The sequence below is a fragment of the Pseudomonas petroselini genome (assembly GCF_045037875.1).
Taxonomy (GTDB): domain Bacteria; phylum Pseudomonadota; class Gammaproteobacteria; order Pseudomonadales; family Pseudomonadaceae; genus Aquipseudomonas; species Aquipseudomonas petroselini.
Genome location: NZ_CP173614.1, coordinates 3,777,706 through 3,791,993 on the forward strand (window position 1 = coordinate 3,777,706; position 14,288 = coordinate 3,791,993).

A 14,288-nucleotide genomic window follows, 5' to 3' on the forward strand; every position below is an offset into this window, starting at 1 on the left:
CTTACCCTTGAGTCCCCATTCCCTTCCAACCCTTACCCGTCCTTTTGGCTTGGGTCCCTTTGTGCGGCAATCGGAATATCGATACGGCTAGGCATCGTTTTGTTGGGGGGCTGGTACGGTAAAGACAAGAGTCGGTACACTGCGGTGCATATTTTTTGGGTCTTGCCATGAATCTCACTGACGCCACGCTCGTGCTGCTGCTCGCGGCGCGTATCCATGGGACCGACGAAGCCGTCAGGGCCTCGGCGAAGAGCGTGGTCAAGAAGTTACCGCGCAGTAAACGCGATCTGATCTACAAGGTGATCGACAGCCGAAGTCCGCTCGAGCTGGTGGATTTTCTGGCGCAGAACCTGGATTCGGAATGACAGGCTGCTGGTGTGTGCGCATCTCTTGTAGATTGCGTCAGAGTCCCGCGGTATGCGGATTTTTCTAAGCACAGAAAAAAGGGCACAACTCGGGTTGGGCCCTGTGAAGTGATTGCAGCGGTGAGGTAACGATCAAACTCCATCGTTCATGCACAGCGAGTCATCCAAGACGGGTTGCTTCGGTTGCTGCTCCAAGTTGAGCACATACTCCGAGGCGCTTCGGGCGTGACCACTGGCGCGAAAGATCGCGCGTTTGTCAGCCTTGAGCAGGCCGAGCCAGGAATCAATATAGCCCTCGTGCCTCAGCTCTCCCTGAATGCCGGCGTAAGCACATAAAAACGCAGCGCCCATCTCGGCGATCAACTCCTCAAACGCGTAGCCTGGCGAGCCGAACGGACAGGCTGACGTAACCCCCTCGCGCTGCAACCGAGTGTGATGCCCGGTCCAGTGCGTCAGCTCGTGCAGTGCGGTGGCGTAGTACCCGCCTTCATCGTGAAATTGTGCTTTTGTCGGCAGTTGGATGAGATCCCTGATCGGGTGGTAAAAGGCTTCGTCGGCAGGCCGATGAACGATGTGTGCACCTGAACTTAACAGCAGATTTTCCGCAACGCTATTGGCCTGGAATGGATCGGTCGGTTCCGTTTCGAGCAGGGTTTGATTGAACATCTCGAGCCCCTCTGTTTGCTCGATGTTGAACAGAAAATGCGTCCTGAGAATGCCGAAGTGAGCGACCTTGGGCTGACCGTTTTCATCGAGTACGGGTTGGCCTGACTCGGTCTGTTCCTCGCGCTCCATCGGCTTGTAGAGCACAGCCAGAGTGCTGTGCTCACCCTTACGGATGTGCCCACCGGCCTTTTTAGCTTGGTTGAAGGTCAGCCAACGATCTTGAGTGAACCCCTGCAACCTGGCCTCGGCCCAGAGCAGCGGTAAATTGATGCCCGAATACGGACGTCGCGTGATGGCATTGATGGGGTAGGGTTGATGGCCGATGTAAGCGGAGCCACTTGAGGACCAGGGTTTGATCCAGGGAGCAACGCCTTGGTCTAACGCGGTAACGATCTTGTCAGTTACGTCTTGGTAGATATCGCGCATGGCAATTTCCTCGAGAGAAAAATGGAGGAACGCCTTGCCCGCCGGGGGAGGGTTCCCCGGTGGGTGATGGGCTGGATTGATGCAGGCCTGCATGCCGTCCGAATGTGGAGGTGGGCGCCGTCAATTGCGCTTAGCGCTGGTGTTCTCCTGCAAGCGCTATCAGCAAGGCGTCAGGTTGGCCTGGCTCGCGGAGCAGGCTAAGGCTCAGTTGCAGCAACGGGTCATGGCATTGATGATCCGTTGACGCGGTGTTGGCTACCTCGAACAGCACATAGGGCTCGTGTGGATAGGCCAGGTGAGCCTCGAAGGCTGCGCGCAATACGTGGCTCAGCCGATCGACTTGCAGCTTCTCCGCGCGATCGGAACGCGCGAGCAGGACTGCGCGTTGCCACGCGCCAGGCGTGAACACGATGGGCCACCGAAGGGTGTTCAGTTTTTCCGGTATCAGTGAGTCGGGCATGGTATTTCTCCGTTGAAAACGCGAAGAAACCTGTCCCGTGCAGGGAAAGAATTTCCCCGTAGTGGGTTGAAGAAAAACAAGAAGGTTTGCCTGGCGAGCGGAGCTCGGAAGACGCTCAAAAGAGCAGTAGGCGTTCATCACCGTAAAAACGGTGACCGTGAGAGCTACCGAACGCTAATCGCACTTGGGGAGAACCATCATCGAAGTGACGTAGCCTTGAAGGTTCTGGCTGCCTGGGAAGGAGCTGTCGATAACAGCGATCCGTACCTTGTATTTAGCTGGTCGATTTATCTGGGTCAATCACTGTAGAGACGCTGTTTCACGGGGTTTGTCTTCTGGTTTCCAATGATGATTTTTCGGCCGGAAAAACTGATAAGCGGTCAGGCACGGGCCGTTTTCAGTAGTAGGCTGTTACTCCTGTCTCAACCATGAAAACGCTCAGAAGAGGGCGAGAGCATGCCGACTCAGACCCCTGTTCAGAATTCACGTGCCCACCGCTGGGCATATACCTGTGGCATGTCGATAAAGCGCGGGTATCGCAATTTGAAATCGTTTGAGTCCCGCGTGGCTGAGCGTGCGGTGACGGCAGGATTGCCCGCGGGTAAATTACTTGTTCGCGGGAGCTTTCTGATTGCCAAACTGGCAATCATCGGAGGGCTGCTCTTTGTCAGTGTTTGGATGGTTACTTTCATTGTGATGGTGCTGTCTGTCACTACTTTGCTATGGCTCAGGGTTTTTCTTGGTGCCGATCAACAAGAGAAAAACCCAGGGCCAGACTACTTAGGTGCTGACCTCTACATCGGTGAATTCGACGACAATGGGCATTATATAGGCGACAGCAAGTCATCTAATTGAGCGCTTAGCAGCACCCAATATTTGATCCGTACCTTTGCTCGCGGCGTCACTTGCTGCTTTGCTACCATTCGCCAACATACCTTGAATCCCGCTGCCGACTGAATATCCCGCCCAGCTCATGGCCCCTAGAAATAGCATCGGCAGCACGATGAACATCGCCCCCATCACATACTCGATCACCTGCGCGGTGACAGTCCCATCCATAAACCCGGATGTGGGCAGCGACAACAGCACCTGATTGGAAGCCGAAACCTGGTTGTACAGGGTATCGAGCATGCTGGAGTCGACCCAACGCGCTAGTTCCCACCAGAAGGTCAGCATGTGTAAGGTGAACAGCGCGAACGTCACCGTCATGACGGTCTTCAGCTGGTAGGTACTGACCAGCAGGATCAGTGGCAAGCTGATGATGACGCCCATGATCAGGAACGCCTGCACCATCGGCAGGGCGGCGCGTAGCGCATTCATCGCCGGGAAGTTGCTGAAGGAGCCGAGGACCAAGCCGGTATTGGTGGCCAAGTTATTAAGCCCCTGATTGATCGAGCCGCCACGAGCGCTGGAACCATAGTCCTGGTACACCTGCCCGGGCGACATGGACATCGATTGCTGGCGCGGACTGACCAGTTCGCGCAGGGTGGCATCCTCGATCTCGTTGCTCGATCGGCCAGTCAGCCAACCTTTCAGCTGAGTCAGCAGCGAAGGATCGACCTGCTCGATCAAGCGCCCGCGCAAGCCGACACCGCTGTCGCTCCACCACTGCTTGCAAGTGGGGTAGCCCGCGCCATTCTCCAGCCGCGGCAAGGAAACATCGCGGCTTTCGTCATGCGGCCAACTGATTCGCGGTGTGCGTGAACGATCCGTGTCGTAGTAGCCGGGCGTGTCGAGAAGATAGCTTGAGCCGATCCAGGACGCGTCATGACTTTGTGCCTTGTCCAGTTGCGGGCGATTGGTAAATAACCGAGAACGGGAATAGCCATAACAGTCGCGGGTGAAGTCGGCGACTTCCTGCAGCAGTACCTGGCTGTTGATACGCGAGCTGTCGATCTCCATGCGCATCTGCCGAATATCCGGTGCGCAGGGGATAGAGGCGGTGGCGGCGGCGGTAACTCCTTTGCTCAAGGCATGCACCAGAAACCACCAGATCGGTACATTTGCGGAGCGTTCGCCGATGGTATTGAAGGTCGTCCCCCAGGCGGTCTCCGCCGGCTTGGCTACACTGACGCCGCAGCGCTGACTCGCTGCATCATCGAGCGTCATTGACGAGAGGTTCAACGGAAACACAGGGGCGCAACCGAACAACACGACGATGTAGGCCAGCCACAACCGGTTTTCTATCCGCGGTACCGAGAGCAGTCCCTTGTTGCCTTCATCCGCGCCTTGCTGACGGGCCGACAACCATTCCTGCAAGATGATTGCACCGAAGGGCGCGGCAAACAGCCCGGTGTCGGACAGGACACTCCAGAGACCGTTGTTGATGATCCAAGCCAGCAGTGAGAGGTAAAACTCGAGGTAGCTATTGGTGCTCATGAGCATGGTGTTGGCCTCACAGCCGGGTGAGTTCGACGCAAGTAACGAGCACGAGCCCTAATGCTCCGATGCGCCTTACGCGCAATCGATCTTGTGGTCGATGTCGGTAGCGTCGAAGCAGATCCCACCAGAGCGCGAAAACTGCGGCGTAGAGCAGGGTGCGCCACCCCCGCAGATAAGGTCGTACGGATTCGAGTGCCTGCTGCCAGACCTCGAAATTACCCAGCGCAGTTCGGCCGATCCAGGCGACCAGTGCGGCGGTCAGGATCATCACTGCGGCAATCCCCACACCTGAAAGCAGACTGAATAGCGGTGAGCGTTTCATGGCTCACTGACGCCTAACGTCAGCATCATTGAGTCGGCCCGGCTCAGGGTCGCCTTGGTCGACGGTACGCGATGCGTCGGCACCACCGGCATGCCGGCCGAGCACCAGGCTGGCGGTATTGGTGGCCAGCATCTGCCGGACCTGCAGTTCGGTCTGCAGCAGACGTATTTCGCGCTCCAGAGCGTCGATGTTTTTCGTCAAGGCAGTTTGGGCCGGCTCGGCGGAGGCGATGTTCGGTTCGTGACTGCCCGCCAGCAGGGTGCGCAGTAGCAGCAACGCTTTGTCGAGCACACTGGACAATGCCGTCTCACTGGCCAGGCGCCGTGCCAACAGATCCTGGTCGGGATCGTCGCGCAGCGCTTCAATCACGCCACGGGTCACCGGCAGCATCGGGCTGGAGGCTTTCGCCAGGTTGTCAGGGGTAGGCGGCAGCGAGCCCGACAGCAGACCTTGCAAGGCCTTGAGACGTTCGCTGTAGGCCTCCTGGATCAGCGGCGTTAACCCACTGCCAGCGGTAGCACGCAGGGTTTCGCAGGCGTCGCAGGTCGCAACTTCGCTCTCGCCCAACACCCGAACGGCCCATTCGGATTCCTCCTGGGGCGAGGCCCAGGTCTGGCAAATGGCCCCACCCAGGCAATCGCTGCTATTGATTGAGGCACTGTCATCCACCGTCCGGTTATGCAGCAGGTTGTAGCCGGCGCGCACCACGTCGGAGGTAACCCGAATGGGCGTCTGCCCGCTACCTCCAGCCTTTGAGCCGCCGACCCAGGACACCCCATTGTTGCCGTTACGCGCTTCGGTGTTTTTCACTGCGGCCACTGCATCACCGCCAGTTTGCTCCAGGTTGCCCTGCATCTCCTGATTTTTAGCCAGCGCACCCCAGCCGGCTTGACCGATCTTGTCCGCCATTTTCTCGGCCATGGCTTGGCAGGTCAGCTTGGAACGGTCGAAGTCGATACGGCCCTGCATCACCCCGTTGCTCAACAATTCATAGAGGCCGGGGTTGGCGCGCTGGATGATCAACGCTGGCAGCGACATCACCGCCTGGGTTGCGTTCTGCACAACGCTGCCCATGATCTGCTGGAAACCTTCGGTAGCGCCGTTCAGCTGGTTTTGCAAGGTGTTGGTGAGGCTCATGTTTCCGCACATCATGTTCGCTCGCCATGATCCGCCGACACCGAGACCGCTGGGGCGGTAGAGCGAACTCGGTGAGCCGACTGCCGAGCCGCCACCAATGGTGTACATAACTCGGTCGTCGAGTACTTCGCCTTGAGTACCCAGGCGGTAATTGTCCTCGGCGGCATGGACATGCGTGGCAATGGCCAGCAGTCCGTAGAGCAATAGACTAACCACGCCCAACCATGGTCGCGCGACAAGCCGGTTCATGAAGCACCGCCTTCGAAGTCGATGCTGAACAGGAAGGTCTGTCCTTCGCGTTTGCAGCAGCTGTAGGGCCGCCACAGCGACCAGGTGTAACCACCATCCGTGCTCTGCACCGGATCACTGGGGAAGGTGGCACACGTGGGCTGAACCTGGGGGGAGAGCAGCTGCCATTTGTGGGTTGAAGCATCGTTTTCAACGATTGGGCCAGGCGGCCAGTAGCCGTCGCGTTTGGCGGGTGTGAGTGGTACGTACACATGCGGCTGCCAGTTGCGGGTGATCACATCGCCGGCCCGTTGCGCCATGACCGCGGCCGCTTTGAAGTCTTCGGGCTGTACCAGAAAGCCCTGCCGGGGATAAACGTTGCCCCACATGGCTCCCGAGGTCTGATGACCGATTTCACGGATCCCCGGCATGAGCGACTCGGGGTAGAAATTTTCCGGTATGCCATGGCGCCAGGCCAATGAATCCAGGGTACTCAGGTAGTAGGGCATGAACGCAGTCGCGCCGCTGGCGCAGGCGTAGCCGGACTGCGAAGCCAGTTGCGTGGCGGCCCAGCCACCAGGGTGGCCGATGCCATCAACGTTCTTGAAACGGGGCAGGTTGTCGCGGCGGGTGTTGGGCGTGATCAGGTTGCCGCCACCTTCCGCACCGCTGATGGGAGCGGAGAGGGCAGCCATCTCGGTCCAGGGGTTGTTGCCGGTGGTGGCGTAGCTCGAGACCACCAGCTCAGGAATGAAATGACGCACCTTGGTCGAGGTTTTGACTGTGCAGCCGAAGGGCGTGCAGAGGAGCCAGAAACAAATGCCTACGACCCTGTAGGCGAGGCAATTTGGCGACAACACTGAGGACGTGATGCTGCCGGTATCCAGCGCCACGCTTGGGCCGCACGCCAGCAGGACGCTCAGCGCCAAGGGCCGTAGCTTTGTGGGCGGGATTGACGAGCGGGCAACAGGCATGATCCAGGCTCTCGGTGGATGGCCTGGGCAGGTTCGGCTAGGGACTGAAGACTGTCAGTGGAAATTATGAAGGCGGGTCTATCGGATTTGCGGGACGTGAGACTATTATTTGACGTGAAGGGCGCTGCGAAGGATATCGGGTTCTACAAGTAGCTGATCTGCGGTGATTTCGAAAATATTGGCGAGCTTGCACAGGACCAACAGCGACGGATTGCCCGTGCATCGTTCTATTTGACTGACGTAGGTGCGATCGACCTCGGCCATGAGCGCGAGCTGCTCTTGGGTAAGGTTTTTCACGCGTCGCATCAAGCGGATGTTTTCCGCCAGCTGCAGACGAAGCTGTTCGTAGTCTTGAGTCATGCGCGCAAATTGCGCCTTGAGGGACTCTCAATCCACGGGATATAGTCTACATTCGCGTTGATCTAGCCCATTTGATGCTCATGCCTGTTATCGAGCGTTCATTTGGCGTCGTTAAGCTTTCAAAGTTGGCCCCAGCGTCTAACAATAAATCAGAAATCTAGGGTGGGTATGGACGAAAACTACATCTCAATTCCGGCGGCAGATGGTTGCCCAAGTCTTCTCACACCTTGGGGTACTGAGTTTGCCTCGATGATCGAACGGGGCGTGCAATGTGCTCAGGCTTGGCTTGATACGTCCGGCGAGATTCCCCTGTGGTGGGAGCTGGCGCAAACACGTAAGACCTTTCCTGTCGGTGACTGTCAGGATGCCTTTGAAGCCGGATTCTTGTTGAGGATCCAGCAGCGGCTCCGGGGCGTACCGCAATAACCGATTACTCGCTTCAGAGCGAGAGGCCTGAATAGATTCCCCTATGCTGGTTCTATTCCTCGCGCTCTATCGATCCGTTCAGCTACCCGATATGCTGCTTCCAGTTCAGAGCAGCCGTTCTCCTGCATCAATGTCCAGCGCTCGGCTTTTTCCTCGGGCTCCGTCATAGCCAGGGCGAGATAAAGACTAGGCGGCACGGCCCGAAACAGCGTTTCGAGCTTCTTCGATAGCAAGACCCCTTCAGTGAATTTACCCGGCTCCTTACTGGCGGAGAGCAGCAAGGCTTTCTGCGCTGGCGTGAGTTTCTTGAAACGAGCAATCTCTTCGATTTCGGTCGGTGGCATGTTCAAACAAATCCACCACTCGATCATGTTGAGCATGGTCTGCGCGGCAGTGGGAAAGTCAGCAAGGTTTTGCGTCGCCAGCCAGAACCAAGCGCCGAGCTTGCGCCACATCTTTGTTCCCTTGACCACGAATGGCGCCAGCAGCGGGTTTTTGGTGATGATATGGCCCTCGTCGGTGACCATGATGATCGGTCGGCCCAGGTACTGGTCGCGTTCGGCAAGGTTGTTCACGGTGTTCATCAGGCTGATGTAGCTGATGGACATCTGTGCCTCATAGCCTTCGCGAGCGTAAGTGGCGAGATCGACAATGGTCACATCGCTCTCGGGCCAAGGCGTGCCCTCGCAATCGAACAGTTCACCCTCGAATCCCTGGCAAAACAGGTCGATGGACTCACCCATTTCCTGGGCACGCTCACGACGCTTCTCCGGTAAGTGCGGGTCGGCGGCGACGCGCAGCAACGCGTCGCGCACGTCGCGGGTCAGTACCTGGCGAACCGCCGCGACACAGGTCTGCGCCGCATCGAGAATGCACTCGCGGATCAAGCTGCGATCGGCTCGACTGAGGCGCGCCTCTTCCTTGGCCTCGCCGCCGGTGATCATCAGCCGGGCGGTGATCTCCAATTCACCGAGAATGTCGCGCTGGTCTTCGCGAGTGGTTACCACCTCATCGTCCAGCTCATCGATTGACAGACTCGCGACCTGATCCGGCTGCTCGACCAGGCGCCAAGCATCGGCGAACGGGGCGAGACTGACCGAGGCGCCAGGTTTCAATTGGACCTTGTTGACTGACAGGCCCTGTGTCGCGAAGTAGTCGCCCTGTAAGCCGAATGAGTTACCGGCCTCGACGATAAACAGGCGAGGGCGGTACACGGCCATGACCTGCATCAGTAGGGTGACCAGAGTGGCCGACTTGCCGGCGCCGGTGGGGCCGAACAACAGCAGATGACCATTCATGGCTCGGTCCAGGCGTGATAACGGATCAAAACTCAACGGCGAACCACCACGATTGAACAGGGTGATACCTGGGTGGCGGGTGCCGGTGCTGCGGCCCCACACCGGAATCAGATTCGCCAGGTGCTGGGCAAACATCAGGCGGGTGTACCAGTTGCGCGTGTCGCGGGCCGGGTTGTAAGCCATCGGTAACCAACGCAGGTAACTGTTGCAGGCGGCGACTTCATCGCCTTCGCGTACCGGTTGTAGGCCCGCACCCAGTAGTGCGTTAGCCAGGCTGACCGAGCGCTGGTGCAATTGCTGTTCATCGTTACCGCGCAGGTAGAACGCCAGGGTGCCGCGGTACAGCTTGTGCTGGCGACCGATGATTGCACGAGCCTCTTCGACATCCTGGCGGGTCTGGGTCGAGGCCAGGTTTTCACCGATGGCTTTTCGCGACAGGCGGTTCAACTGATCTTCGAGTACATCCTGCGGTTTGACCACCAGGGTCAGACTCATGACCGTGCCTTCGGGTAACTGGTCGAACAGAGCGTTCACCGCGTCGCCCTTGCGGGTTTCTCCGGTGAGTTGACCAATCGACGGTGCCCGCCGCAGTTTGTCCACCACCATGACCCGGTGGGGCTGATCGTCAAAAAAACAGAGTCCGCGCTGCACATCCGAACGCGGTTCGTTGAAGAACAGGCGCTCGGCGAAGTCATGATCGAAGGGCAGTTCTAGCGACTCGCCGTCGCCCGACTCCGGATAGGTCACGCGGCGGTAGAACTCCTCGGGCGCCTCATCGGTGAGCGTGGGTGCCGGATTGAACCAGGGCAATAACCAGGCATACAGACCTCGGCCATCGACTCGCGTTGTTTGCACCCCGGATGCCTGCAACGAAGCAGCAATACGTTCGCAAGCCTGATGCAGGGATTGCACCGGGTTGAGTCCTGTCTCCTCAGCGTCAGACTCAAGCCAGCGATAGACCACCAGTCGCACCCGACGGTTATTGCCGCGCCAGGGCAGGCGCGTCACCACCTTATCCTCAAACAGCCCACCGGGCTTGGTGATGGCCTTCAGATGACGGCGGCTGAGTTCCAAATACGCTTCGGTGAAGACCGTGGCGCGCGCGCTGTCCTGGATATAATCGGTGAGCCGGGTCAGGTAGGGAGTGAAGTCGTTGTCGTCCTGACAGAAAAACTGCGCCACCCACGGAGCTTGGTCCAGCTCGTCAAAGCTATCCTGCAGGGCACCCTCGAGGGCATCGCGGGCGGCCATCAACCAATCGGGTTCGCGCCCCTCAGTGCCAATGGGCAGCAACTCGAACACGGCACCCACCGAGCGGTTGTCATCCAGTAGAAAACACTGCTCGGTGTCGAGGTATTCGACCCATGGCAGGTGATCGGTGAAGCTGGGGTTATGCGCATAGAGTGCAGCTTCATCGGCCAAGGTGGCGCGAGGGCGCAATGGGTGGCGCCAGGCTTTCCATGCAGAAGTGCGGTTGCCCGTATCGCTGGTACGCACTACAAGTCTTCCTGACGTTCACCGGGTAATGCGTACTGCACCCGTTGGTAGAACGGAAAGACGGTCGAGTAACCCGGAACCGGTGCCTGCTCGGTACCACTCAAATGCGGATACACGTACAGCACCAGATCGGGATTGGGCAGGCGCGGGAACAGGTTGCGGATCTCGTTCGCCGCTGTGCGTGTGTAAGGTTCCTGGAGAGCCGCGGAGACGTCTGCCTGAGCCAGCGCGCGGCGTAACTGCTGTCGAGCATCCAGCAGTTGCTGCTGAGTACCTCGCGAACCGGCGCCGTTCCAGATATCCATCATAGTTTGCTCGCCATGGGGCAGCAGCGTGTCTTTGTCGATGGAACACCCCGACAGAACCCAGCAGAACACGCTAATCCAGGTCAGGCAGAGAGGCATGGTCTTTTTCATGGCGAACGCTCCGGCCCTTGGGCTCGTAGTCGATAGTGATCTCATGGTCGAGGTGCAGCGAGACCTGTGCGGCCGGTGGCACGTACACGGCAGCGAAGGCTTCGCCGTACAGTTTTTTGACCCACTCGCGGATGTCGCTGACCCCACCACTGAGAATTGAATTCAGCGCGCTATTGCCACTGCTATTGGTGACCCCGAGCGTACTGCCGCCCGAACTGATCAAGCTGCTGTTGTTCCGCTCATCCCCGAGCAAGGAGGCGACACCTGCGCCGGCCGCCGTGATGAGGCTCTGGCTACCGAGGTATTGCTGAGCGTTCGAGCGGCGCTCGCCGGCGATGCAAGGAACGCCATACGGATCGGACAGGTAACCGAGGCCACCGCGGATCTTGTCGGTGTTTGAGCTTTGGGGGGTGGACGCAGTGCGGCTGGCTATCGCCTTCGGCGGAGGCACCGTGCGGATGGTGCCATCGGTAAACACAAAGGTAATTGACTCGACCTGTCCGCGTACGCAGGACAGGGTCCAGTCACCGGACGCCGTGCCGCTCATCACGGCCCCTGCGACGTCCGGTAGGTCGATGCCGTTGGCGGTCAGGTTTTCCGGGCCGACCAGCACCTTGAAGGGATAAGGGTCATTCACGGTGCCGTCCACCGGGACTCGGCCGATCAGCGCAGTCATGGCGACCGAACCCATCAGCGTGGCGTTTTCGGGGATCGTGTAGACCGGCTTCGCGCCTTCGGTACGATCAACGGATCGCGTCAGGTCGCGCTCACCCTTAGTGACTGCACGTAGCTGTTTCTGGCTGCGATCAATCGCGTTGTCTTTCAAGCCTTCCAGAGAGTTGAAAGCGGTAGGCAGGCTGAGTGCGGAGGAAGTCGTGGTTTTGCCTCTGGCGTCGGTGGACGGAGTATCCGAGGGTTCAATCCACTGCAGCGCATCATTGGTAGAGTGTCGCCCTTCGAACTGAGCGCCGTCGCCGGGCTCAAGCCCCAATCCGATCGGCATGTCCTTGCTTTTGCCAGCCAGCCCCGACAACTGATCCTGCAATTGCGTCAGCAGGCCGCGAGCCTGACGACTGTCTTGTTCCGCTTTGAGTCGGGCCTCGTTGGCTTGGCGGCGGCCTTCGTCGACCTGCTGGGACACACTGCCAAGCGCGGTCTGGATACGCGAATCGACACTGCTTTCCCGCTCGCGTAGGCGGTTGTTTTCCGTCTGCAGTGAGTCATTGTGTTTCTTCAAACCGAGCATGTCGCTGCGCATGGCCTTCACCTGGCCGACCAGGGTGGCGACCGTGTCGCGTGGGGTATCGCCAGCAATGCCGAGCGACTTGGCTTGCTCGGCGGATAATTGAATATTGCCCTGATCAACTGAGTGCTCTGGAGAAGGTGTGCTGCCACCCGGGACCCCGGGTTTCAGGATGATCAGCACCACGCCCAGCAGCGCAGCCGGTACCAGCCATTTGAGCAAGGCGTTAGCTTTCATCGTCAACACCTCGCGCAACGGGCGGAAGCAGCACGGCTTGCTCGAGGCCGGCACCGCGGGTGACAAGGTAGGCGATCGTGGTGTCTTCAGCGCTGCCGACAGGCCCGAGGAAAGCATGCTGGAAGGCCGCGGCGAACAGCTTGGCCTGAAGTCGACGTGGATCGAGTTGCACCGTCTCTGAACCACGATTGCGCAATTTCACCGCCGTCACCCAGTAATCACCGAGTCGCCAGACGGCGATGGGTGTGCTGGACACGTTTTCGGTCGGCAGCAGGGTTGGCAGTTCGGTGCGCAGCTTGAGCGGGACGCGGCGTACACCGGGCAGGGACTCCACGGTGCGCAGCGGCGCGTACAGGCTTTGCGCTGCGTATCGCGTCAAAGCGACCGGGATCGGTGTGAGTTCTGGAACAGGGGCGGCGCTAGATTCAGCCTCGGTAGCTTGCCCCTGAACATTCTTGAGAATACGTACGGGCTCCAGCGGTTGATCGCCGGGCGTGGCCGCGATATCCAGGAGGATAATCTCGCCCGTCATGACCGATTGCAGTTGCAGTCGGGTCGGTGCAATGGCTTCTGACGCGCGCAGGTACAGCGTGCCGCCAGTTGATTGCACGCGCAGTTTGCCTGTCAGGGTTGAGGGCACACCAACTCGAACAGCCTCGTCGATAAAGACCACCCGTTCCTGATTGATCACAAGAGGGACCGCGAGGGGGAGGCGTTCCCAACGCATCAACTCGACGGCCTGCGCTGCAGCACCGCATAACATCAGTACGACGGTGAGTCCCAGGGTACACATCTGCATCATGGCTCACCTCCAGGCAGCGAGATTTTTTGCGGAGTGCCCTGATAACAATCCAGTGCCAGTCCCCACTTGTTGCGTTCGGGGTCCAAGTCGAATCGCACCACGCGCAATGGATAACGCACCACCACCCGTTTCACCGGCTCGGCGGCGTAATACTCATCGGCATTGAGGTCGAGCCTGACCAGCCAACTGTCGCGATCGAGTTGCTTGACCCTGAGTTCCGGATCTTCACTGTAGCCTCGGCCCAGAATTTCGTAGACGCCACGCACTCGCTGGCGGAGTTCGCCAGCGGCCTTGCGGTACTCGTAGTCGCCGTCGAGGAAGGCCTTGCAGGCGGGAGTCAGATAGGACTGCAAGCTATAGATGGCGCGGCGATAGTCCTGCTCGCCATCCGAGGGCCAGCGGTTGAGCTGACCGAAGATGTACAGAGCAAAGGCATACACATTCTCCGAGGGGATATCCCACCACTTGCGCGTGCTGCCCGAGCGCAGATCCGGGGGGACATGCACGGTCAAATCGGTCGGTGCCGAGCGCCAGCCATACCAGAGTCCGGCGCAGACCAAGGCGAGGATCATTACCGCCAGACGCAGGCTGAAGATATGGGCCTGTTGGGCGTCCACCTTGTTCCGAAATCGGCTCATGGCTGCCACCGGGACAGGGCAGGGCGCAGTCGACGCGAACGGCGGACCGTCCAGGCGCCGGAATGCAAGATCAAACTGCTGCGACCCAGGCGCCAACGGCTGGTGAGTGTCCATTCGAGCTTGCGGTACAACCAGGTCTCGGGGCGAGCCCGTTTGGCCCGACGCAATAGTGTGCCACCGGCAAATAACACCACCGCCATGCTTGCGATCATGCTGGTCGGCGCCACCGCAATGGAGGCGGTGGCGATCGCTAGAGGAACGCCCAGCAGCAGGCCAATGACGGCGCCGGTTCCGAGCGCTACCCACATCTCATCATTGGTTAAACCGCGCAGTACGGCAGGATTGCGATTGAGTCGCTCTGGTAGAAAGACCAAGGTGCCGTCGGCAAGGCGTTCGATAGTGTCGTTCATA

16 protein-coding genes are annotated in these 14,288 nt (G+C 59.2%); 3 read left to right on the forward strand and 13 right to left on the reverse strand.

Annotation, left to right across the window (positions count from 1 at the left end; translation table 11 throughout):
• Positions 1 to 167: 167 nt before the first annotated feature.
• Positions 168 to 365: a hypothetical protein gene (locus ACI512_RS17250; protein WP_074845741.1), complete on the forward strand. Its 198-nt coding sequence runs from the start codon at positions 168 to 170 to the stop codon at positions 363 to 365.
• 132 nt (positions 366 to 497) lie between these two features.
• On the opposite strand, the gene ACI512_RS17255 is transcribed toward ACI512_RS17250, so the two are convergent.
• Both ACI512_RS17255 and ACI512_RS17260 read right to left on the reverse strand, forming a co-directional pair.
• Positions 498 to 1,457 (reverse strand): ArdC family protein, encoded by a 960-nt coding sequence (locus tag ACI512_RS17255; protein WP_074845683.1) that lies wholly within the window; start codon positions 1,455 to 1,457, stop codon positions 498 to 500.
• A 130-nt stretch (positions 1,458 to 1,587) separates the two neighbouring features.
• Complete coding sequence (locus ACI512_RS17260) at positions 1,588 to 1,917, reverse strand: hypothetical protein (RefSeq protein ID WP_074845680.1); 330 nt, start codon at positions 1,915 to 1,917, stop codon at positions 1,588 to 1,590.
• A 456-nt stretch (positions 1,918 to 2,373) separates the two neighbouring features.
• Here ACI512_RS17260 and ACI512_RS17265 point away from each other — a divergent pair, with 456 nt between their 5' ends.
• Positions 2,374 to 2,772, forward strand: coding sequence for a DUF3742 family protein (locus ACI512_RS17265; RefSeq protein ID WP_074845678.1), 399 nt, complete (start codon positions 2,374 to 2,376; stop codon positions 2,770 to 2,772).
• On the opposite strand, the gene ACI512_RS17270 is transcribed toward ACI512_RS17265, so the two are convergent.
• The 5 genes from ACI512_RS17270 to ACI512_RS17290 all read right to left on the reverse strand — a co-directional run bounded on the left by ACI512_RS17270 (position 2,761) and on the right by ACI512_RS17290 (position 7,320).
• The gene (locus ACI512_RS17270; RefSeq protein ID WP_103392442.1) at positions 2,761 to 4,302 is read right to left on the reverse strand and encodes a conjugal transfer protein TraG N-terminal domain-containing protein; all 1,542 of its coding nucleotides are present in this window, start codon (positions 4,300 to 4,302) and stop codon (positions 2,761 to 2,763) included. The genes ACI512_RS17265 and ACI512_RS17270 overlap by 12 nt on opposite strands.
• Positions 4,303 to 4,312: 10 nt before the next feature.
• Positions 4,313 to 4,621 carry a hypothetical protein gene (locus ACI512_RS17275; RefSeq protein WP_074845672.1) on the reverse strand — a complete coding sequence of 103 codons (309 nt, stop codon included), beginning with the start codon at positions 4,619 to 4,621 and terminating at the stop codon, positions 4,313 to 4,315.
• Between the two features lie 3 nt (positions 4,622 to 4,624).
• On the reverse strand, positions 4,625 to 6,007 hold the full coding sequence (locus ACI512_RS17280) for an integrating conjugative element protein (RefSeq protein ID WP_074845670.1): 1,383 nt from the start codon (positions 6,005 to 6,007) through the stop codon (positions 4,625 to 4,627).
• On the reverse strand, positions 6,004 to 6,960 hold the full coding sequence (locus tag ACI512_RS17285; protein WP_074845667.1) for a TIGR03756 family integrating conjugative element protein: 957 nt from the start codon (positions 6,958 to 6,960) through the stop codon (positions 6,004 to 6,006). Before ACI512_RS17285 ends, ACI512_RS17280 begins: the two co-directional genes overlap by 4 nt.
• 105 nt (positions 6,961 to 7,065) lie before the next feature.
• Complete coding sequence (locus tag ACI512_RS17290; RefSeq protein ID WP_003174132.1) at positions 7,066 to 7,320, reverse strand: helix-turn-helix domain-containing protein; 255 nt, start codon at positions 7,318 to 7,320, stop codon at positions 7,066 to 7,068.
• Positions 7,321 to 7,488: 168 nt separating this feature from the next.
• On the opposite strand from ACI512_RS17290, the gene ACI512_RS17295 reads away from it, so the two are divergent.
• Positions 7,489 to 7,746: a LasR-specific antiactivator QslA gene (locus ACI512_RS17295; protein ID WP_074845665.1), complete on the forward strand. Its 258-nt coding sequence runs from the start codon at positions 7,489 to 7,491 to the stop codon at positions 7,744 to 7,746.
• A gap of 41 nt (positions 7,747 to 7,787) precedes the next feature.
• Here ACI512_RS17295 and ACI512_RS17300 read toward each other — a convergent pair whose 3' ends face one another.
• Genes ACI512_RS17300 through ACI512_RS17325 form a run of 6 tightly spaced genes read right to left on the reverse strand, consistent with a single transcriptional unit; the run spans position 7,788 to position 14,287 of the window.
• Complete coding sequence (locus ACI512_RS17300) at positions 7,788 to 10,541, reverse strand: conjugative transfer ATPase (RefSeq protein ID WP_405121229.1); 2,754 nt, start codon at positions 10,539 to 10,541, stop codon at positions 7,788 to 7,790.
• Complete coding sequence (locus ACI512_RS17305) at positions 10,541 to 10,957, reverse strand: TIGR03751 family conjugal transfer lipoprotein (RefSeq protein WP_103392439.1); 417 nt, start codon at positions 10,955 to 10,957, stop codon at positions 10,541 to 10,543. Before ACI512_RS17305 ends, ACI512_RS17300 begins: the two co-directional genes overlap by 1 nt.
• Positions 10,920 to 12,437, reverse strand: a complete 1,518-nt coding sequence (locus tag ACI512_RS17310) for a TIGR03752 family integrating conjugative element protein (protein ID WP_074845659.1) — start codon at positions 12,435 to 12,437, stop codon at positions 10,920 to 10,922. The genes ACI512_RS17305 and ACI512_RS17310 overlap by 38 nt, the downstream gene beginning before the upstream one ends.
• Entirely contained in the window at positions 12,427 to 13,239 is an 813-nt protein-coding gene (locus ACI512_RS17315) for a TIGR03749 family integrating conjugative element protein (RefSeq protein WP_080488444.1), read from the reverse strand. Before ACI512_RS17315 ends, ACI512_RS17310 begins: the two co-directional genes overlap by 11 nt.
• Complete coding sequence (locus ACI512_RS17320; RefSeq protein ID WP_074845656.1) at positions 13,236 to 13,877, reverse strand: PFL_4703 family integrating conjugative element protein; 642 nt, start codon at positions 13,875 to 13,877, stop codon at positions 13,236 to 13,238. Before ACI512_RS17320 ends, ACI512_RS17315 begins: the two co-directional genes overlap by 4 nt.
• A complete protein-coding gene (locus ACI512_RS17325) occupies positions 13,874 to 14,287 on the reverse strand; it encodes a TIGR03750 family conjugal transfer protein (RefSeq protein ID WP_074845653.1) in 414 nt (137 codons plus the stop codon). The genes ACI512_RS17320 and ACI512_RS17325 overlap by 4 nt, the downstream gene beginning before the upstream one ends.
• Position 14,288 lies beyond the last annotated feature (1 nt).